Genomic DNA, 20,875 nt, shown 5'->3' with positions numbered 1-20,875 from the left:
GCGGCGGTCAGCCCGCGGCGGCGATGGCGGCGACGTCGGCGGCGGCGGCGGCCTCCCGGGCATGGCGGTCCATCTCCGCCCGGAACGCTGCCACGAGATGCGGCTGGATCCTCCCCGCATTGCGGTCGCCGCCCTCGCAGACCGCCCCCCGCACCCCCACGATGTCCGTGCCGATACGGGTCAGGGTGCCGAGGTCGGCCGCCTTGACGCTGCCCGCGAGGGCGGCGAGCAGATCGGCCGCATGGGCCAGCCGGACGAACTCCGCGCAGACGTCCGCCGGAAGGTGGTCGAACAGACCGGTCCCGTCCTTGATCGCGGTGTCGAGCATGGCGGCGTCGCAGCCGGCGCGGCGCGCGATGTCGGGCAGCGCGAGCGGGTTGACGCAGCCGATCCGGTGCGCGTCGGCGTAGCCCGAGGCGACGACGAGTGCGTCCGGCCGGTGGTCCTTCACCGCGCGGACCACTCCGCGCATCACCTCCACGGCCTGCTCGGGCGTGGTGCACCCGTAGAGGCCGACCTTGATGTACGAAGCGCCGGACACCGCCGCACCGAGCGCCGCCTGGGCCACCGTGCCCGGCTTGAACGGCACGTCACCCACCGTCGCGGACACCGGCTTGTCCGCCGGGACCGCGTCGCGGATCTCCCGGATCACCCAGGGGAAGTTCGCGCCGAGCGAGCCCTCGTCGGGCTTCTTGACGTCGACGATGTCGAGGTGCTCGGCCGCCTTCGCGCAGTCGAGGGCCTCCTCGACGCTGTCAGGGGAGATGAGGAGCAACAACGTGGGTTCCTTCCCTCGCATGGTCCACCTGCCGCACGGCAGGTGGGCGGAGCCGCCCGGATCACGTGCGGTGCGGTGTGTTCATCATTGCGGCGACGACCGACCCCGGGGCAGGGCGTACCGGGCCCGAACGGGTCACTGCACGAACGGCCCGCGCCCCCGGGAGCGCCGCACACGCCGGATCGAAGGGCGCGGCCGGGAGCGCGAGGATGCGAGGGAGTCGAGGTGCGGGCAAGTCGGGTGCGGCCGGGCGTGCCGAACGGCGGAGGCCGGGGAGGGATCGTCAGCTGCCGGAGTGCTGCGGCAGCACGAACCCGGGCTGCCTGCCGGTGGTGTGGGTGGCGAACAACTCCCCTGCTGTCCGGTCCAGTTGGGGGTCCGTCGGCTCGCCGGGGGCGGCGCCGGCTGCCGCCAGTAGCGGTCGGAGGCCCGGACGCACCGTCGCGTTCAGGCCGGGCCGCGGACCACCGTGTGCTCAAGGGCGCCGACCTGCTCGATGTCGATCCGGACGGTGTCCCCGCTCTCCAGCGAGAAGTCCGCTTCCGGCACGATGCCGGTGCCGGTGGCGAGGACGGCTCCGTCCGGGAAGTCCGTCGCGCGGCACAGCCAGGAGACGAGTTCGGCGTAGGAGCGGTGCAGCCGCGAGGTCGACGTCCGGCCCGCGAACACCTCGGTGCCGGAGCGCAGGATGCTGAGCGTGACGGCGAGTGCGGCGGGGTCCGCGATCTCCCACCACGGCCGCAGCCGGGGCCCCAGCACGCAACTGCCGATGTAGGTCTTCGCCTGCGGCAGGTACAGCGGGTTCTCGCCCTCGATCGATCGCGCGGTCAGGTCGTCGCAGCCGGTCGCGGCCACGATCTCGCCGAACCGGTTGACGACCAGGGCCAGTTCGGGCTCGGGAACGGTGGACTCCGCGTCCGCGCGCAGACCGGCGGTGTCCCCGTCGGTGAGGGCGCGCCAGGGTGCGGACTTGAAGAACAGCTCGGGGCGCTCCGCCTGGTAGACCGCACCGTAGACGTCGCTCTTCCCGCTCTCCTCGATCCGGGCGGAACGCGAGCGCTCGTAGGTGACACCCGCGCCCCAGACCTCCATCCGCCCGTCGGCCGGCGGCAGCAGCCGCAGCCCGTCCGCCGTGAGGCGCGGCCCGGCGGCGGCCTCCTCGACCGCCGCCCGGATCCGCGACAGCGGCTCGCGCAGCAGCGTGGACAGGTCGGAGGCGTCCCGCAGCGGGGTGAAACCGTCCGCGTCGCTCACCGCGAGGCCCGATGTTCCGTCCGGTGCGCGGTACTTGATCAGATGCATCGGTCTCCTTGGGATCAGGGCCGCGCCGGGTGCGGTCCGCCCCTCGGTGGCCGGAAAGAATGCAAAGGAGGTTCAGTTGATCATGGCAACGCGGGACCACCTTGTCCAGTACGTCGCGGCGTCTCAGGACTGCGCGAGCAGGCGGCGCAGCCAGCGCAGTCCCGCGTCGTTGGCGTCCCGGGAGAGGGCCGCGTCCGGGACCATGACCGCGAAACCGTGGAACCCGCCCGGCCACACGTGGAGTTCGGCGCGGCCGCCCGCCGCCCAGAGCCTCGACGCGTACGCCACGCTCTCGTCCCGGAAGGTCTCCGCGGAGCCCACGTCGATGAAGGCGGGCGGCAGCCCGCCCAGGTCGGCGGCGCGCGCCGGTGCCGCGTACGGCGAGACGTCCGGTCCCCCCGACCCGCCGTCGAGCAGCGCGTCCCAGCCCGTCCTGTTCGAGGTGCGGTCCCACAGCCCGGCGCCGGCCATCTGGAAGCCGGAGAGGGTGTCGTTGCGGTCGTCCAGCATGGGGCACGACAGCATCTGACCGAGCAGCCGCGGGCCCCCGCGGTCGCGCGCCATCAGCGCCACCGCGGCGGCGAGGCCGCCACCGGCACTCGCCCCCTCCACCACGATCCGGCCCGGGTCGACCCCCGCCTCGTCGGCGTGCTCGGCCAGCCACGTCAGCCCCGCGTAGCAGTCCTCCAGGGCCGCCGGGTACGGGTGTTCGGGCGCCAGCCGGTACTCCACCGACGCCACCACGACGCCCAGTTCGAGCGCGAGGTCCAGCACGACGTCCAGCCCGGATGTGGGGTCGCCGAGCACCATGCCGCCGCCGTGGACGTGGAGGAGCACCGGTGCGGAGCCCGCCGCGGTCGCGGGCCTGAGCAGCAGCACCCGTACCGGCGGCCCGTCCTGGTACCCGTCGACCAGATGCTCCTCGACGGCGAACACCCCGTCGCCGGCGAGCTGGCCGCGCGACAGCGCCATGGCCGCCGCTCCGGCCCTCGCCGCGGCGATGCCGTCCGGGAGCAGCGGGGGCAGCGCCGCCGCGAGGTCCTTCAGCGGACCGGCCAGCTCGGGGTCGAACGGCGGGCGCGGACCACCGCGCCGGCCGGCGGGGGCGGCGTCGCGCGCCATCACCGCTCCGCACGCGGGCACAGCGGGCCCGGGCTCAGTCGAGGCGAGTACGGCCCGGCGCCGCGGAGGGCGCTGCGGGCGGCTCCGGCGCGGAGTCCTCGGGTCTGCATGTCGTCTTCTTCCCCTTGGGCGATCGAAGGTCGGGCTGCGGCAACGAGCCCACGTCCTCCGACGCTACGGACCCCTCCCGGGGGCAGCGATGTCCGGCGGGAACACGCGTTCGCGCCGCAGGTGTGGAACCCGCACAGCCCGGGTGGACACGTGCGGGCCGCGCCGCGGGATGCTTCGGGCGCGCCGGGTGCGGTGGTGCCCGCCGGTCCGCGGGAAGGCGTGGGAAACCCATCACCGCGGGCGGTCCGTGTGTGGGCGCGCCACATCGGATACCGATGACCCCCTGCCTACGCTGGCGGCACACACGGCCCGGCGTCAGCGCACTCCCGTACGAGTGCGGGTGCGCACCTGTGGCCCGCCGCGGGACCCGTCCGTCTCCCGCCATGTTCCGGCGCGGCCGGGGCCGTTCGCCGCGCGGAGTTCGCGGCGGCTTCCGGGCATCGAACCACTGGAGGAGAGATATGTCTGACACCACCAGCGACTACGTCGTCGTCGGGGCCGGAACCGCGGGTTGCGTGCTGGCCGCCCGGCTCTCGGAGGACCCGGGGACCCGGGTGCTCCTGCTCGAAGCCGGCGGGGACAGCGGGCCGGAGGCGATGTCCCTGCCCGATCCGCTCGCCTCGTTCGCCCTGTGGGGCTCCGGCGTCGACTGGGCGTACACCACCACGGCCCAGGCCGGGACCGGCGGCGCGGTGCACGCGTGGCCGCGCGGGAAGGTGCTCGGCGGGTCCAGTGCGATCAACGGCATGGTGCACCACCGCGGGCACCCCGCGAGCTACGACGCGTGGGAGGCCCAGGGCGCGACCGGCTGGAACCACCGCGAACTGCTGCCCTTCTTCCAGCGCAGCGAGACCGCCGAGGGCCGCGACCCCCGGGTGCGCGGCACGGACGGACCGATGCGCATCGAGACCCCGCCGGAGCCGAGCGCGCTGGCCGAGGCGGCGTACCGGGCGGCGGTCGAGGCCGGGCACAAGCCGCTGGAGGACGGCAACGGCCAGGAGTCCGAGGGGGTTTCGTGGCGGGAGACGAACGTCGTGGCCGGCCGCCGGCAGAGCGCGGCCGACGCCTATCTGCGGCCCGCGCTGGACCGTCCCAACCTCCGCGTGGTCACCGGCGCGCTCGCCCGGCGGCTGCTGATGGACGGCACCCACTGCCGCGGCGTCGAGTACACCGTCGACGGCGGGACGCACACCGCACTGGCGGAGCGGGAGACGGTCCTGGCGGCAGGAGCGATCGGCTCGCCGCACCTGCTGCTGCTCTCCGGGATCGGGCCCGCCGGCCACCTCCGGGACACCGGCGTCCAGGTGGTGGCCGACCTGCCGGGCGTCGGCGGCAACCTGCACGACCACGTGACCAGTTACGTGGTGTACGGCACCACGGAGGAGCCGCAGCCGGGCGGTACCGGCGCGGAGGCCCAGGTGCTCGCCCGCAGCTCCGCGGAAGTGGCGCCCGACCTGCTCATGCTGTTCGTCGAGGCCGAACTGCGGCCCCGCTGGACGGGTGCGTCCCCGGGCGGCCACTCGATCCTGTTCTCGCTCATGGACCCGGCGAGCAGGGGGACGCTCCGGCTCGACAGCGCCGACCCGGCCGTGCCGCCCCTGCTGGACCCGGCCTACCTCACCGACGACCGCGACCTGGAGCGCCTCGCCGCCGGCCTGCGGCTGGCACGGGAACTCGGCCGGGCCGAGGCGCTCGCATCCCGGGTGACCGGCGAGCTCCACCCGGGGCCGGACGTCACGGACGGCGACTGCCACGCCTACCTGCGGGCCACCGCGAGCACGTACTTCCACCCGGTGGGAACCTGCCGGATCGGCACCGACGAACTCGCCGTGGTCGACCCGTCGTTGCGGGTGCGGTCGACGACCGGACTGCGGGTCGCGGACGCCTCGGTCATGCCGTCGGTCGTCTCCGCCCCGACCAACGCGACCGTGCTCGCCATCGCCGAGCGCGCCGCCCACCTGCTGACGACGGGGGCGGAGGTCTGAGCCCGGTGTTCGGACAGCTCGTGGGGAGCGTCGTGGTCGCCGACCGGACGACGCCCCCGCGACCTCCCGCAGACGAGCGGACCCGTCGGGTTGTGGCTGCGCCCGAATCGCGGGTAGCCGACGTCGTGTGACAGCCGAAGCAGCAGGATCAGGGAGACGGCGCGGTGCACAGCGCGTCGCGGACAGCAAAGCGGTCGAGGTCGGGGGACGTGCGGGCTTCGTGGCCCGCGGCGTGATCTATCTCCTGATCGGCGTGCTCGCCGTACGTATCGCGTTCTCCGACGGGGGCGGCCTCCAGGCGGACCGGGGCGGGGCCCTCGCGGAGATCGCGCACAAGCCGTTCGGCAGCGTCCTGCTCTGGCTGCTGGGCGCGGCCCTGGTCGGCATGGCGCTGTGGCGGGTCTCGGAGGCCGTGCTCGGGCAGCCCGGCAAGGACGGGGGCAAGCCCCAGAAGCGTCTGATGGCCGCCGGCCGGGCGGTCTTCTACGGCTTCGTGTCGTACTCCGTACTTGCCTACGCGGCCGGTGAGAAGGGCAGCGGCAGCGGTTCGACCGACAAACGGACCGACGACGTCACGGCCAAGGTGCTGGAATGGTCCGGGGGCCAGTGGATCCTCGCGATCGCCGGAATCGGCGTCGCGTGCGCCGGTGTGTGGATTGCCGCGCGCGCCCTGATGCGCAAGTTCCGGAAACACCTGAAGATGGCGCAGATGTCACGTTCCCAACGCCGAGCGGTCGATTTTCTCGGCATGTCCGGTGGCACGTCGCGCGGAGTGCTCTTCGCGACGGCGGGCGGGTTCGCCGTAGCGGCAGCGGTCCAGCACGAGCCCGGCAAGTCCAAAGGCATGGACGACACCTTGCGGTCCTTCGCCGATACCCCCGCGGGCCCGTGGCTGCTGGTTCTGATCGCCGTCGGGCTGATCGCCTTCGGCCTGTTCTCCTGGGCGAACGCCCGCTGGCGCGACGTCTGAGCCCCCTACACGCGGCGGCCGTGCGGGTGTCCGCGTGCCGCCGGCGGGTCAGTTCCGGGGCGCGGGGCTTCGCCGGGCCCTTTGCCGGCGGCACCTGTCGCAGCCGTCACAGAAGGGGCCGCCGCACGGCTGCCGACTGGTGCCGAGCCGGTAGACGAGGGCGTCCCGTGCGGGTTCGGGCCGCCACCGCCGCCATGCGCACCAGTAGAGGACCCCGAGGGACCTGATGACCCTGAGCAGGGCCGGAACGGCGAACCGGTCGATCACGCCACGGCCTCGGCGACCGGATGGTGCCGGCGGTTGAGCCACCGCCGGACGGGAACGACCAGGATCCACCAGTACTCCGCCGCGCTCGGTGAGATCAGCGTCAGCGGGACGGACGTGGCGAACACCGCCGCGACCGTGCCGGACAGCAGCACCGCGTGGGTGACCGCCTCGTCCCGCACCTCCTCACCGCGCAGCTCGGGCCGCATCCGCAGCAGCAGGAACATCGCGGTGATCAGGAGGGCGGCGGCCGAGATCGTCGCCGCGTACAGGGACGTCGCGACGGCACTGTCGTGGTAGTCGCTGATGACCCGGGTCGGGAACGGCAGGGCCGCCACGAGGGCGAGCAGCGCCAACTCGACGTAGAGGAGCGCGTGGTCCAGCACCCGCACCATGCCGAACAGCCGGTGGTGGGACAGCCACAGCGCACCGACCACGACGAAGCTGAGGGCGTACCCGGCGACCGCGGGCAACTCCTCCCTCAGGGCGTGGCCGAGTTGCCCCGAGGGCAGTCCCTTGGGGACCGCCATGTCCAGGGCGAGGAGCGTGATGGCGATGGAGAAGACCGCGTCGGCGAAGGCCCTCATCCGGTCGACGTCGATCCCGTGCTTCGGTCTCACTGGGGGAACTCCTGATCCACTGCTGGTGTCCTCGCGTTCTCGCGGCCGGGCGCCGGCAGGTCCCGAACGACCGCACGTCCGCACGTCTGTGCGGCGTCGCCGTCTCCTCGGACGACCGCACACGGATGCAGCGTAGGCAGCGGCCGGCGGGGCCGGGGTGGCCGATGTCCACACCCCGCACCGCCCGGGGTGTGCTTCTGCCACTGCCCGGCCGGGGGAGCGACGTGGGAGGCGGCCGACCGCGCGGCGCGGATCAGTTGGCGTCCTCGCGGTCGGCGATCCAGGAGCCGTGGAACCCCGCGGGAACGCCCCTGGGCAGCGTCACGGCGGCGACCGGAGCACCCGCGAGGTCCGTCGCGTCCAGCACGAGGAGTTGCGACGCCTTCCCGTCACCCGTCGTCGTGAGGGACAGCAGCCACCCGTCGCCCTCGTCGCGGTCCGGCGCGGCGCTCGGCACGAACACCGCCTCGCCGGGGTGGACGCCGGCGGGGAGTTCGTGGGCGGTGACGTCGCCGGAGCCGGAGTCGTAGCGCGTGATCGCCGGGCGCGCGCTCCCACCCGCCGGTGACGCCACGGCGTACAGGTAGCGGTTGGCGCGCCCGGTCCTGCCGTCGTCGATGGTCGGGAACTCCGTGCCCCGCTCCATCAGCGGCGCCTCGGTGACGCGGCCCGTCGCCGTGTCGATCGTCCAGCGGTGCAGCCGTGCGACCGCCGCGTCCACCGTCGCCCGGTCGCGGGCGGCGCCGTCGGGGCCGATGCCGCCCCACATGACGTCCGCGTCCTTCGCGGCGTACCGGCATGCGTCCAGGACGATGGTGCCCTCGCGGTCCTCGAAGGCGTTGCCCACGTGGAAGACGTAGCAGGGGTCCGTCTCCAGCCACCGCACCTGCCCGGGCCGGTCCAGCGGCATGACGCCGAGCCGGGCGCCGTACCCCTCGTCCCACGTGAACGGCAGGCGGGCGCCGGGCCGGTGGACCATCGGCAGGTCGAGGAAGACCGCGTGGTGCTCGGTCAGGGCGAAGTCGTGCATCATCGTCGGGCCCTTGACGGCGATCTCGGTGCTGTCGAGGCGTGTCCCGTCGGCCGAGAGCCGGTGGTAGGTGAGATACGGCGGCCGGAACGCGTAGCCGAAGAAGTGCAGTTCACCGGTGGCCGGATCGGTCTTCGGGTGCGCGGTCATCGCCGTCGTGAGCCGGCCGTCGAAGTCGCAGGGGCCGACCGTGGCCAGCTCGCCGGTGACCTCGTGAGGGAAGCCGTTCTCCACCAGCGCGAGCAACCTGCCGTGATGCTCGACGATGTTGGTGTTGGCGGTCACCGCCCGCCGGTCGACGCCGAGGTCGCCGCCGAGCAGCGGCGTGCCCGCCAGCAAGGAGGTGCGCACCCAGCGGTTCCGGTACCACCGCGCGCGGCCGTCCCGCAGCCGGATCCCGTGCAGCATGCCGTGGCCGCCGAACCAGTGGCCCGGGTCCTCCCCGGGCAGTGGATTGGGTCCGTTGCGGAAGTAGCGCCCGGTGAGTTCGGGCGGCAGGACACCGGTCACCGGGAGGTCCCGGGCCTCCGTCTCGTCGGGTACGGGGGCCATGTGCCCGGTCAGGTAGGGCGGGGTGGACACGGTCACGGCTTCGGCCTTTCGCCGGTGGGCGGCCCGCGGGGGTTCGCGGTCGGACGTGCGAGGGGGCGCCGGCCGGTCCTGGGGGAGAGAACCTGCCGGAGCCCCGCATCGAGGAAAGCGCAGAGTGCAGGGGGCCGGTACGTCGCGATGCACTCACCGGCCGCCGAGAACTGTCGCCCTCCCACAGGGAAGGCGCCGTGGACGTGTGGCGGCCGGAATTCGCGTCACGTGGAACCGCGGTGCCGATACGCGGAGGGAAAAGCAGCCGGGAAATGCGCGGGTCCGCGGGGAAAGGGAAATCGGCACAGTCCGCCGCCGGTAAACCGGGGATCTCCCACAGGCCGGCGCGCGGGGGAGGGTGTTAATGTCGCCGGCATGGAGCAGACGAGTGCGGGGCGGGGCGGCCGCTACCATCACGGGGCGTTGAAGGAGTCCCTCATCGAGGGTGCGCAGCAACTCCTCGCGGAGAAGGGCGCCACCGGGTTCAGCCTGCACGAGCTGGCCCGCCGGGTCGGGGTCAGCGTCGCGGCGCCGTACCGCCACTTCGAGAGCCGCGACGCCCTGCTCGGCGCGGTGGCGGCACGGGGATACGGGCAACTGCTCGGAATTCTGGGCGAGTCCATGGGCAAGGCCACCGATCCGATTGACCAGCTGAGGCTGTTCGGGGTCTGCTACATGCAGTTCGCGAGCGATTATCCGGAACTCTTCGGGATCATGTTCAACGACCGCTATCGCAGTGAGACCGAGGAAGCGCAGCGGGCGTCCTTCGAGCCGATGATCGATTTCGTGGAGCAGGCCCAGCACGCCGGGGCCCTGACGCCGGACGTGCCCGCGCCGGAGATCGCGCGGTTCCTCTGGGCGACGGCGCACGGCCTGACCGTGCTGCATCTCAACGGCGGTTTCCAGGCGCTCGGCATCGACGGCACGGCCCAGGCCCTGACCGACTCGGCGTGGTCGGTGTTCCTCGCCAAGGCGCCGGGCGAGGACGCGACCTGAGCCGAGGGCCGGACAGGGACGCGACCTGACCGGCACGCCTCACGCCGGGACACACTGCTTGCGGGCACGCCTCACGCCGGAACACCGCTCGCCCGGAACCCGGCCTCGACCCGCGCGACCACGTCCGGAGCCGTCAGCGCGGCGGGGCCGTCGAGCATGTGCGTCACCCGCAGGAGCACGGTGCCCAGGTACGCGTCGTCGGCCGCGGCCACCCGGTAGCGGGTGAGGTAGTCGCCCATCTCCCGCGTCCGCGGCGTGCGCACCCCCTCCACCTCCGGGAACCTGAGGTCGCCGGCCACCGCCATGCCCCAGGGGACGTCGAGCACCCGCGCCGCGGCGCGGAAGAAGCGGGCGCCGGGATCGTCGCGGTGCCCGCCGTCCTGCCGGTGTCCGTCGCCGTGGTCCTCGTCCCCGTGGTCCTGGTGCTGCCGGTCCTCGTCGAGAAGGTCCCTCAGGGCCAGTGCCTGCAGCGCCGCCACGGTCATCCCCTGCCCGTAGAAGGGGTTGAAGCTGCACAGGGCGTCTCCCGCGACGAGGTAGCCCCCGGGGAAGTCCGCGAGGTCCTCGTAGCGCGTGCGGACACTGGCCGGGAAACGCATCAACACCGGCTCGCCCAGGGGCTTTCCGGTACGTATGACCTCGGCGAAGTCAGGTGCGGCCAGGCTCTCCGCGTAGGCGAGGGCGCCGGCGTCGTCGGTGGGGGGCACCACGCCCGTCCAGCCGCCGAGGGACATGAGGAGGCGGTCGCCCTCCTGCGCGATGGCGATCGCGCTGCGCGGGGTGCCCGGGTAGGCGGAGCAGGCCGTCAGGGCGCGTCCGTCGAGGAGCGACTCCCGCCGGTAGAGGCGCGCCACATAGGTGGTCCGCACCCGGACGCTCTCCTCCCGGGGACGCCGGTACCCGAGTTCCTCCAGCCACGCGGGGGAGCGCGACCCCCGGCCGGACGCGTCGACGACCAGGTCCGCGGGCAGTTCCGACCCGACCGCGCCGTCAAGTCCCCGCAGCCGGACGCCCGTCACCCGGCGGCGGTCCGCGGAGGCCAGCAGGCCGAGCACCTCGCAGCGCTCGCGGAAGGACACTCCGTCGATCCCCGCGACACGCGCGCGGAGGGTGTGCTCCAGGAGCGGGCGGCTCACCCCCACACCCAGCAGGCCGGAGACCGCGGGCTTGACCAGCCGGCCGTCCTGGTACCAGTGCATGTCCGCCTGGAGGTCCGCCAGGCACGCTCCGGCGGCCACCACCTCGTCCGTGAAACCGGGGAAGAGTTCCTCCAGCACCAGCCGGCCGCGCGCGAGCAGCCCGTGCACCTGGCCGCTCTGCGGAACTCCCCGGCGCGGCGCGGGCTGTTCGGGAAAGCGGTCCCGTTCGACCACGGTGACCCGCGCGAAGGTCTCGCTCAGCGCGCGGGCCGTCAGGATGCCCGCGATCGAGCCGCCGATGACCACGGCGTGCCCGCGCGGTCCCCAGGATGTGTTCATGTCGCCCTCTTCTGAGCTGATGTGATGGGGTGATGTCGTGCGTCGCGGCCGGTCGACGGCGGAGTTGCCCCGCGTGTGGACGGCCTCCGCGACGGCATCCGGCCCGGTGTCCGTTCAGCGCGGGGAGGGCCGCCCCGGGGCGGCGGGCTCCGGCATGCCGACGACGCGGCAGAGCCTGAGCGCGATGAGGAGTTCGGTCCTGCGCTCCAGCAGGCTGGGACCGAGCGTGCGGGTCGCGGTGGCGATCCGCAGCCGCACGGTGTTCTCGTGGATGCCGAGCCGGGAGGCCGTGAGGGTCTGCGAGCCGCAGGACAGCCAGACCGAGAGGGTCGTGCGCAGCCGGGCCGCGCGGTCGGTCGGCTCGGCGAGCTCGCCCAGCTCGTCGACGGCGAAGGTCCGCGCCGCGTCCACGTCGCTCAGGAGCACTGATTCCAGGGCGAGTTCGGTGAAGCACAGGACGTGGTCCGCGCCGGGCGCGAGCACCGGGCGCATCGCCTCGACCCGGCGGGCTTCGGCGAAGGACCGCCGGAACCCGTTGATGCCGGAGCGGGCGCCGCTCATCGACGAGGATCCGCCGGCGCCGCGCAGCGCGTGCTGCACGGCGGCGAGTCCGCGACGTCCGGGGTCCGTGCTGAAGCCGAGCCAACCCGCCCACTGCGGCGCCGACATGGGCACCAGAAGCCGGTCCCTGGCGCCGGCGGCGGCGGCGACGCCGCGCAGCACGCGCTCGGCCTCCTCCCTCGACTCCACGTCCAGCAGCACCGCGACGTGCGTGGACGACAGGCGGTATCCCAGGGTCGCGTCGAGGTCGAGGGTGACCGCGTCGTGCGCCCCGTCGAGGATCTCCCTCGCGAGGGAGTTCCGCCGCAGGTCCCCGCCGACCCGGAGGGTGGCTGTGATCCTGCAGTGCTCGGCCTTCGCCGCCGCCGTGGCGCGTTCGGTCAGTTCCATCGCCCGCTGCGTCGCCCGGGTCACCCGCTCTCCCGGCACGGGACCGGGGGCGCCGGCCGGGGACGCGAGCCCGGGCCATCCCGCCTCGGCCCAGAGCTGCAGGGTGCGGCGCATGCCCGTCCAGTAGACCTCGTGCACGAGGTGCCCCGGGATCTGCTGCTCGGCGAGCCATCCGCCGAACGCGGCGGCCTCCTCCTCGACGGTCCGTCCCGGGTCCGCGGCGGCCCGGCCGAGGATGCCCGTGGCCCCGAGGTGCGCGTGGACGACATGGGTGATCCGGGCGCGGAAGGACGGGCTCTCCGGTCGCCCGGCGAACGCCTGGTCGACGATGGCGTCGGCGACCGACCGGACCATGGGCCCGCGCCAGTCCCGGCGGGCAGGCTCGTCCCGGCCGGCTGCCCCGTCCCCGCCCCGGATGTCGCGCGCCGGGTGGACGGGCATCTCCGTGGCATGCATGACCGCTTCTCGCTTTCGCTCGCGCCTTCGGTTCCCGGTGCGCCCGGGCGGCCCGGGGAGGGCGGTGCGGACGTCACCGTCACCGCGCCGCGCCATCCGTCGGAGGCGGCGCTCGTCGCGTAACCGGCCGGGGCTTCGTGCCCCTTGTCCGTCCCGCATCAGTGGCATCCCATGGACGCAACAATGTGAATATCGTAAACATAGGGCCCGGTGTTAATGCTGTCAACATCGGGAGGTGTCGAGGTGCGCGGGCGCGGTGGGCGGCGCGTCCATCGGCCCCAGGGCGCAGCGGATCTTCAGGGCGCTCAGCAGTTCGGTCCGCCGCTGCTGGTAGTTCGCGCCGAGCACGTCGGCCGCGGACCGCAGCCTCTGCCGGACGGTGTTCTCGTGCACGCCGAGCCGCGTCGCCGTGACCGTCCTGGAACCGGTCGAGAGCCAGGTGTACAAGGTCTCGCGCATGCGCGCGGCGCGCGGCGAGTCCAGCGCGAAGGCGCCCAGCTCGTCGCCGGCGAACTGCGCGGCCCGGGCCGGGTCCTGGAGCAGGACGTCCTCCAACGCCACGTCGTGGTACGACAGCACGGTGCCGTCGCCGGCGAGCAGAGCGGTCAGGTCCTCCGCGCGCCGGGCCTCCCGGTAGGCGCGCCGGAAGCCCTCCGTGCCGTCGCGCGGGCCGCCGATCGTCGCCCGCACGCCCGCCTCGCGCAGCACGTCGCGCAGCCGGCCGGCCGTCTCCACCCCGGCCGCCATCCCGTAGCCGAGCCACGTGCACCACGACGCGCCGAGCGCGACCGCCAGCAGGTCGACCGCTCCCGTCTCGCTCCTTGCGGCTCGCAGCGACTCCTTCGCCTCGTCGGGTTCGGAGGGGTGCAGAAGGACGCACACGTGGGACTGGGAGAGCCGGTACCCCAGTGCTGCCTCCGCCTCGCCGCCCGACTCCACCGCGCTGCCGAGGATCTCCTGGACGACGGCGCGCCGGCGGAGCGAGCCCTGGCCGCGGAGTTCGGCGAGCCGGGCGTCGTACGCCCCTGCGGCCCGCTTGATGCCGCGCTCCGTGCAGTCGAAGGCCGCGGTGGTGACGAGGGCGACGGTCTCGCTGGTGGCGCCGTTCCCGCCGGTGGCGTCCACCACGGCGCCGGTCCAGCCCCGCTTCGCCCACTGCTCCAGCATCTGCCGCATGCCGATCCAGTAGGCGTCCCGCACGGCGCTCGCCGGGAAGCCGCACTCCGCCAGCCAACGCCCGTACTCGGCGGGGAGGTTGAGGTGGGCGGCGGCCAGGTCCTGCTGCCCGTTGGCGGCCGAGGCGACCCGCGCCAGGTCGGACCGCACGAAACGGCTCACCTGCGCGTGGAAGCCGCCGCGGCCCTTCTGTGAGGGAAACACCTTCTGGACGACCTCGGCCGCGATCGCCCCGGTCATCTCGCCGAGCCAGCCCGGCTCGCTCGGCCCGACATCCGTACGCACAGTGACCATCTCCCGCATCTCGCCCCTCCTTGACGGCACGCCGTGACGGTAGACCTTCGAATCTTGACATGTCAACTGTGGAATGTGGGATCCGGAGGGTGGTGCGAGGGAGCGCGCGGCCACTGGCGGCACGACCTGTCATGATGAGAGGGTGCGGCTTTGACCTGTCAAGATGAGAAGGTGAGGGTTGGGTATGAGTCTGCGCCACGCCGTCCTGGGACTGCTCGCCGACACGTCCGCGAGCGGGTACGACCTGATGAAGTCGTTCGAGACCTCACTCGACCATGTGTGGCACGCCACCCAGAGCCAGGTCTACGGCGAGCTGGGGAAGCTCACCGCCGCCGGTCTGCTGGAGGTCTCCGACGAGGGCCCGCGCGGCCGCAAGGAGTACGTGGTCACCCCGGCTGGCCGGGACGAGCTGCGGCGCTGGCTCACCGAGACCGAGCCGGTCCGGCAGCGGCGCAACGACACCCTGCTGCGGGTCTTCTTCCTCGGAGAGCTCAGCACGCAGGAGGCCGTCGGGTTCCTGGAACGCGAGGCGGAGCGGTGCGCGGGGGAGCGGGCGGCCCTGGAAGAGGTGGAGAAGACGGTCGGGCGGGTGGAACCCTTCTCCGTCAACGGCCGGCTCGCGCTCGAGTTCGGGCTGCGCCTGGCCACCATGCAGGAGGAGTGGGCGCGGTGGGCGGCCGCGCAGGTCGGTGCACGGGAGAAGGCCGCCGGGGCGCAGGATGGTGCGGCCTCGCACGACGCTTCCGGCCGGCCCGTCGAGCCGAAGGACCCGGAGTCCTCGGAGCGGTAGCACCTCCGCTCCGCCGCGCGCCCGGTCGCGCGGAAGGCGGCACGACCGCCCGACCCCCGAAGTGCCCTCGCCCGATCCGACGGTGACCTGATCCCGTCCGCCCCGCGGCGCGGCTCCCCGCTGCCCGTGCGCCCCGCGCATCGCTCTCCACCTACCCGCGCACCCCGCGCACCCCACACCCGAGCGCACCCGGCATCCGCCCTCGCACCCACCCCGTCGGACCGCCACACGTGTGTCCTGCCCACGTGTCCCTCAACGACATTGCGGTGTCCCCCCGCGCCCCTAGAGTCGGTGCACGTCAGACGTCGACGGACTCCCGCTGTTCCGCCACGCGGCCCAACCTGCCGCGCGGTCAACGGTGTTGGACGGCGTCGACGCGAAAGCCCGGTCCGGTGGCCGGCCCGTGCCCGGGCCCGCCCGTGCGGACACACGTCGGTCGACACCTGCGTGCGTCCCGGTGCGCCTCCGCCCGGCTCTTCCCGATGCTCGTTCCGTACTCATGCGAGAAAGGCCCTCACAATGCTCGGCAGGATAGTGCGGCTCGCTCTGACCAGAACCCGGCTGGTTCTGATCCTCAGTGCCGTCGCCGTGGTGGTGATGGGTGCCGTCGGCGTCGGGGCGTTCGGCAAGCTGGAGAGCGGCGGCTTCGACGATCCGTCCGCTCCCTCCAGCCGCGCGAAGTCCCTCATCGACCGGGAGTTCGGCGGCGAGGCCGACCTGGTGCTGCTGGTGACGCCGGACGGCGGACCGCAGTCGGCGGCCGCGACCCGCGCGGGTCGTGCACTCACCGCCGACCTGAAGCACGAGCCGACCGTCGACGAGGTCACCTCCTACTGGGACGCCCCGAGCGCCGGCCTGACCTCCAAGGACGGCAGGAAGGTCCTGGTCCTCGCCCACATCAAGGGCAACGACAACCAGACCGCCGACCGCACCAAGACGATCACCGACCGGTACACCGGCGAGCGGGGCGCGATCACCGTCCAGGCCGGCGGGGCCGTGGCGGTCAGCAACGACGTCGACTCGCAGGTCACCAAGGACCTCGCGACGGCGGAGTCGATCGCCGTACCCGTCACCCTCATCCTGCTGGTGCTGGTCTTCGGCAGTTTCGTGGCCGCGCTGCTGCCGCTGGTCATCGGCGTCATCGCGGTGATGGGCACCTTCGCCGAACTCGACATCATCGGCAGCTTCACCGACGTCTCGGTGTTCGCCATCAACATCACCACCGCGCTCGGCCTGGGCCTGGGCATCGACTACGCGCTGCTGATCGTCAACCGGTTCCGCGAGCACCTCGCCGACGGCATTTCCGTCCCGGACGCGCTGGAGCGCACCGTCCGCTCGGCGGGCCGCACCATCGTGTTCTCCTCCTCCACCGTCGCCGCCGCGATGGCCGCGCTGCTGGTCTTCCCGCAGTACTTCCTGCGGTCCTTCGCCTACGCCGGCATCGGCGTCGTGGTGATCGCGGCGACCTCCGCCGTCGTCGTCATCCCGGCCCTGCTCGCGGCGCTCGGCCAGAAGGTCAACGCCGGCCGGCTGCCCGGTTCGAGCACCGTGCGCCGCTCCGACGCGCCGCTGTGGGGACGGATCGCCACCGCCGCCATGCGCAAGCCCGCGTTCACCGCGCTGCCCGCTCTGGTGATCCTGCTCGCGCTGGCGTCCCCGCTGCTCAAGGTCACCTTCGGCAGCCCGGACGAGCGGGTGCTGCCCACCACCGCGCAGAGCCGGATCGCCACCGAGAGCCTGGACCGGGACTTCGCGAGCAACGACTCCGCGGCCCTCCAACTCGTCACCAAGGGCGCTGTCGGCAAGGACGCGCTCGGCGGCTACGCGGCGCGGCTGTCCCGGCTGCCCGGCGTCGCCCAGGTCGAGGCGTCGACGGGGACGTACACCGCGGGCGCGCGAAAGGCGCCCTCCCCGCAGGACGCGGCGCTCTCCCGGCCGCGGGGCGAGCGGCTGACCGTCGCCAAGTCGCCCGGTCTGAGCAGCGGTTCGGCGCAGACGCTGGTGCGCAGCGTACGCGCCCTGCCCGCGCCGGCCGGTGCGAGCGTGCTGGTGGGCGGCTCCGACGCGGAACTGGTCGACGCCAAGCACGCGATCGCGAGCCGGCTGCCGCTGGCGATCGGCTGGATCGTGGCCACCACCTTCGTGCTGCTCTTCCTGTTCACCGGCAGCGTCGTCCAGCCGCTGCGCGCGCTGGTCCTCAACAGCGTGAGCCTGTGCGCGGCCATCGGCGCGATGGTGTGGGTCTTCCAGGACGGGCACCTGTCCGGCCTGCTCGGCTTCACACCCATGCCGATGGACACCTCGATGACCGTGCTGATGTTCTGCGTCGCCTTCGGACTGTCCATGGACTACGAGGTGTTCGTCACCAGCCGCATCAAGGAACTGCACGACGCGGGCGCCGACACCGCCTCCGCCGTCGCCGGGGGTTTGTCGCGCACCGGCCGCCTGGTCACCATGGCCGCCGTCCTGCTCGGCGCGAGCTTCTTCGCCTTCGGCACCGGCAAGGTGAGCTTCATCCAGATGTTCGGCCTCGGCAGCGGCCTGGCGATCCTCATCGACGCGGTCGCCGTCCGCGGCATCCTCGTCCCGGCCGCGATGCGGCTGCTCGGCAGGGCCGCGTGGTACGCGCCCGGCCCGCTGCGCCGCCTGCACGCCCGCGCCGGACTGAGCGACGCGGACCCGGCCGACCTCCCGCCGCAGCCCGCCGCCGTCCCCACCGGGGTGTGACGAGCGGCCTGCCCCAGCCGTGGCCGGCCCTACCCCCAGCCGGCCACCCCCGTACGACGACCGAGGAGGTGCCGGCCATGCGCAACCACGACTGGTGAGCTGACGCACGGGCACTCGTGAGGTGACGCACGAGTGCCCGTGCCGCTTCGCCGTACGACACGACGGACATGCCGCGCCTTCGGACCGGAAGCGCGGATCGACTCGGTCAGGTGAATGGTTCTGTTGCCCCGTGCCGTCCTCCCGATGCTGCCCCGCCTCCTGCGCGACGCGCCCTTGCGGAGGTACTGGACGGCCTCCACCGTCTCCATGCTGGGCGACGGTGTCACCGCACTCGCGATACCCCTGACGGCCGCCGTGATGCTGCACGCCGGCCCGACGCAGATGGGCCTCCTCAACGCCGCCGCGCTCGCCCCCGGCCTGTTCACCCTCCACCTCGGCGCGCTGGCGGACCGCGGCGGGCGCCGGCGCGTCCTCATGATCGGCTCGGACCTGTGCGCGTTCGTGCTGCTGGCGAGCCTGCCCGTGTGCCGCGCCCTGGGCGTGCTGACCCTCGGGCAGCTCTACGCGGTCGTGTGCGCGCTCGGCCTGTGCTCGGTCCTCTTCACGGTCTGCGACGGCAGCCTTTTCGCCTCGCTGGTCGACCGCACCCGGTACGTCGAGGGCCAGTCGCTGCGCGGTGTTCGACGCGTGGATGGAGCTCGCGGCGGCGGGCCGCCGCCCCGCGCTGGTGCGGGCCGCCGACGTGACCGGCGGGAGTGCGGCGCGGCGCGGCATCACCGAGATCGTGGACCTGCCCGAAGCCGAATGAACGGTGGGGGAGCCCCACTTCCCCCGCCACGGCCGGAGATGATCCGGTGCACGCCAGGGTTGACCCGTGCGATGGGTCGTCCTAGCCTCACACCTGGTTCATATTGCAGATCATTGTTCATGTACGTGACCGTGTGATTCGGATCGTGGCCCCGCCGCACGGTGCGGACGCCTGTGCGGGCCGGGGCCGCATCCCCCCACCTGGGAAGGCACACCATGAACGAACATCCCAGCCGCCGGCACCTGCTCGGCACCCTCGCAGGCGGCGCACTCGCCACCTTCGCCGCGGCCGGCCCGGCCGGCGCCGCGCCGGCCGCCGCGCAGACCTACACCCCGCCCGCGCTGCGTACCTGGCTCAGCCTCGACTCGGGTTGGCGCTTCCACCAGGGCGACGTCGCGGATGCGCAGCAGCCCTCCTTCGACGACAGCGCGTGGACCGCCCTCAGCGTGCCGCACACGTGGAACGCCCAGGACGGCGCGGACGGCGGCGGCAACTACTACCGGGGGGTCGGCTGGTACCGCAGGCGCGTCACCGTGCCGGCCGACCTGTCGGGCAAGATGCTCTTCCTCCAGTTCGCGGGGGCCAACCAGGTGGCCGACGTCTGGATCGACGGCACCCACCTCGGGCAGCACCAAGGGGGCTACGCACGCTTCCGGTTCGGCGTCACCGCCAACCTCACCCCCGGCCGGGAGAGCGTCGTCGCGGTCAAGGTGACCAACGCCAACAACCCCGACATCGCGCCGCTGAGCGCCGACTACACCTTCCAGGGCGGCATCTACCGCAACGTCAGCCTCTACGCCATCGACAGGCTCGGGGTGCGGATGCTCGACTACGCCGGTCCCGGCATCTACCTGCGCCAGCGCGGTGTGACCGCCGCCTCCGCCACCGTCGACGTGACCGCGAAGGTCTTCAACAACAACACCACCAGCCGCAACGTGGTCGTGCGCGCCGTCATCACCGACGCGGACGGCACCGTCGTGGCCGACCGGAGCACCGCGGTGAAGGCAGTCGCCGCCAACACCGAGTGGGACGTCGTGCAGACCCTCACCGTCGCCAACCCGCGCCGCTGGAACGGCCTGGCCGACCCCTACCAGTACAGCGCCAGCGTCGAGATCCGCGACGCCACCGCGGGGACGGTCACCGACGTGGTCACCGAACCGCTCGGCCTGCGCAGCTTCAGCCTCGACACCACCGGATTCACGCTCAACGGCAAGCACCTCGGCCTGCACGGGGTGGACCTGCACCAGGACCGCGCCGGCGTGGGATGGGCCGAGACCGACGCCGACCACGAGCAGGACTGGTCCCTCATCAAGGAGATCGGCGCGACCACGGTGCGGATGGCGCACTACCAGCACGACCAGAAGGACTACAACCTCGCGGACGCCGCCGGCGTCGTGGTGTGGGCCGAGGTCCCCCTGATCAACGCCACCACCAACTCCGCGGCCTTCACCGCCAGCACGCAGAACCAGCTGCGCGAGCTGATCCGGCAGAACTACAACCACCCCTCCATCGTCTTCTGGAGCATCGGCAACGAGCAGAACACCGACGACACCCCGACCAACACGCTGCTGGCGAGCCTCGCCGCGCTGGTCAGGAGCGAGGACCCGGACCGGATCAGCACCTACGCCAACGACCTCGGCAACGACGCCACGGTGGCGAGCCACGCGGACACGACCGCGTACAACAAGTACTTCGGCTGGTACGGGGGTTCCTACAACGACCTCGGGCCGTGGGCCGACAGCCTGCACGCGGCCGAGCCGAACCGCACCTTCGCCATCTCCGAGTACGGCGCCGGCGCGAACACCACGCAGCACGCGCTCAACCCGGCGGAGCCGAGCGCGGGCGGCCAGTTCCACCCCGAGGAGTACCAGGCGCTGCTGCACGAGGCGCAGTGGCAGCAGATCGCCGACCGGCCCTTCATCTGGGGGTCGTTCGTCTGGAACATGTTCGACTTCGCCTCCGACGGGCGCAACGAGGGCAGCCGGCCCGGCATCAACGACAAGGGCCTGGTCACCCGCGACCGGGCCACCCGCAAGGACGCCTTCTACTGGTACAAGGCCAACTGGTCGACCGCGCCGACCCTCTACGTCACCAGCCGCCGCTGGACCGCACGCACCGACGCCGCCACCGAGGTGAAGGTCTACTCCAACGCCGGCACGGTCAGCGCCGTTCTCAACGGCACCTCGCTGGGCAGCCGCAGCAGCACCGACCACATCTTCACCTGGACCGGTGTGACCCTGCGCCCGGGGACCAACACGGTCACCGTCACCGCCACCATCGACGGAACCACCCACACCGACACGGCCACCTGGACACTCGCCGGGGCCTGAGGAGTCCCCGGCACCGCCGACCGCCCGGTCCCGCTGGTACGCACCGTGGCCGCCGGGCCGGGGACCCCACCGCACACGGGCTCCCCGGCCCGCCGGGACGACGCG

General features: G+C 73.1%; 16 protein-coding genes. 7 read left to right on the top strand and 9 right to left on the bottom strand.

From position 1 onward, the window contains the following. Window positions 1-7: 7 nt before the first annotated feature. The 4 genes from C4U44_RS37010 to C4U44_RS37000 all read right to left on the bottom strand — a co-directional run bounded on the left by C4U44_RS37010 (window position 8) and on the right by C4U44_RS37000 (window position 3,202). Window positions 8-778, bottom strand: a complete 771-nt coding sequence (locus C4U44_RS37010) for a (5-formylfuran-3-yl)methyl phosphate synthase (protein WP_103890505.1) — start codon at window positions 776-778, stop codon at window positions 8-10. Window positions 779-1,061: 283 nt separating this feature from the next. Further along, entirely contained in the window at window positions 1,062-1,217 is a 156-nt protein-coding gene (locus tag C4U44_RS41760; protein WP_160145189.1) for a hypothetical protein, read from the bottom strand. Between the two features lie 8 nt (window positions 1,218-1,225). After that, window positions 1,226-2,080, bottom strand: coding sequence for a fumarylacetoacetate hydrolase family protein (locus C4U44_RS37005; RefSeq protein WP_103890504.1), 855 nt, complete (start codon window positions 2,078-2,080; stop codon window positions 1,226-1,228). Window positions 2,081-2,203: 123 nt separating this feature from the next. Then, window positions 2,204-3,202, bottom strand: a complete 999-nt coding sequence (locus C4U44_RS37000; protein WP_103890503.1) for an alpha/beta hydrolase — start codon at window positions 3,200-3,202, stop codon at window positions 2,204-2,206. Between the two features lie 572 nt (window positions 3,203-3,774). Here C4U44_RS37000 and C4U44_RS36995 point away from each other — a divergent pair. Both C4U44_RS36995 and C4U44_RS36990 read left to right on the top strand, forming a co-directional pair. Beyond that, on the top strand, window positions 3,775-5,298 hold the full coding sequence (locus tag C4U44_RS36995; protein ID WP_103890502.1) for a GMC family oxidoreductase: 1,524 nt from the start codon (window positions 3,775-3,777) through the stop codon (window positions 5,296-5,298). Between the two features lie 220 nt (window positions 5,299-5,518). Further along, on the top strand, window positions 5,519-6,268 hold the full coding sequence (locus tag C4U44_RS36990) for a DUF1206 domain-containing protein (protein WP_235032629.1): 750 nt from the start codon (window positions 5,519-5,521) through the stop codon (window positions 6,266-6,268). A 263-nt stretch (window positions 6,269-6,531) separates the two neighbouring features. Here the strand turns inward: C4U44_RS36990 and C4U44_RS36985 are convergent, their stop codons facing one another. Together C4U44_RS36985 and C4U44_RS36980 are read right to left on the bottom strand one after the other, a co-directional pair. Next, window positions 6,532-7,152, bottom strand: a complete 621-nt coding sequence (locus C4U44_RS36985; RefSeq protein WP_103890500.1) for a TMEM175 family protein — start codon at window positions 7,150-7,152, stop codon at window positions 6,532-6,534. Window positions 7,153-7,405: 253 nt separating this feature from the next. Continuing rightward, window positions 7,406-8,770, bottom strand: coding sequence for a carotenoid oxygenase family protein (locus tag C4U44_RS36980; protein ID WP_103890499.1), 1,365 nt, complete (start codon window positions 8,768-8,770; stop codon window positions 7,406-7,408). A gap of 369 nt (window positions 8,771-9,139) precedes the next feature. Here C4U44_RS36980 and C4U44_RS36975 point away from each other — a divergent pair, with 369 nt between their 5' ends. Further along, window positions 9,140-9,760: a TetR/AcrR family transcriptional regulator gene (locus C4U44_RS36975; protein WP_160145188.1), complete on the top strand. Its 621-nt coding sequence runs from the start codon at window positions 9,140-9,142 to the stop codon at window positions 9,758-9,760. Window positions 9,761-9,831: 71 nt separating this feature from the next. Here the strand turns inward: C4U44_RS36975 and C4U44_RS36970 are convergent, their stop codons facing one another. From C4U44_RS36970 to C4U44_RS36960, 3 genes are all read right to left on the bottom strand, one after another. Continuing rightward, a complete protein-coding gene (locus C4U44_RS36970; protein WP_146088431.1) occupies window positions 9,832-11,238 on the bottom strand; it encodes an NAD(P)/FAD-dependent oxidoreductase in 1,407 nt (468 codons plus the stop codon). Between the two features lie 114 nt (window positions 11,239-11,352). Continuing rightward, on the bottom strand, window positions 11,353-12,645 hold the full coding sequence (locus tag C4U44_RS36965; RefSeq protein WP_103890496.1) for a PucR family transcriptional regulator: 1,293 nt from the start codon (window positions 12,643-12,645) through the stop codon (window positions 11,353-11,355). A 222-nt stretch (window positions 12,646-12,867) separates the two neighbouring features. After that, entirely contained in the window at window positions 12,868-14,124 is a 1,257-nt protein-coding gene (locus tag C4U44_RS36960; protein ID WP_103890495.1) for a PucR family transcriptional regulator, read from the bottom strand. A gap of 175 nt (window positions 14,125-14,299) precedes the next feature. Between C4U44_RS36960 and C4U44_RS36955 the strand changes: the two genes are divergently transcribed. The 4 genes from C4U44_RS36955 to C4U44_RS36940 all read left to right on the top strand — a co-directional run bounded on the left by C4U44_RS36955 (window position 14,300) and on the right by C4U44_RS36940 (window position 20,770). Beyond that, on the top strand, window positions 14,300-14,905 hold the full coding sequence (locus tag C4U44_RS36955) for a PadR family transcriptional regulator (RefSeq protein WP_103890494.1): 606 nt from the start codon (window positions 14,300-14,302) through the stop codon (window positions 14,903-14,905). Window positions 14,906-15,424: 519 nt separating this feature from the next. Further along, a complete protein-coding gene (locus C4U44_RS36950) occupies window positions 15,425-17,632 on the top strand; it encodes an MMPL family transporter (RefSeq protein ID WP_103890493.1) in 2,208 nt (735 codons plus the stop codon). Between the two features lie 243 nt (window positions 17,633-17,875). After that, window positions 17,876-18,577, top strand: coding sequence for an MFS transporter (locus C4U44_RS36945; RefSeq protein ID WP_160145187.1), 702 nt, complete (start codon window positions 17,876-17,878; stop codon window positions 18,575-18,577). A gap of 78 nt (window positions 18,578-18,655) precedes the next feature. Beyond that, a complete protein-coding gene (locus tag C4U44_RS36940; protein ID WP_103890491.1) occupies window positions 18,656-20,770 on the top strand; it encodes a glycoside hydrolase family 2 protein in 2,115 nt (704 codons plus the stop codon). The last annotated feature ends 105 nt before the right edge of the window (window positions 20,771-20,875 follow it).

The organism is Actinacidiphila yanglinensis, assembly GCF_900107965.1.
In the GTDB taxonomy this organism is placed as follows: Bacteria; Actinomycetota; Actinomycetes; order Streptomycetales; family Streptomycetaceae; genus Actinacidiphila; species Actinacidiphila yanglinensis.
Note: the sequence above shows the minus strand (reverse complement) of the source record. Positions and strands in the feature narration are given on the sequence as shown.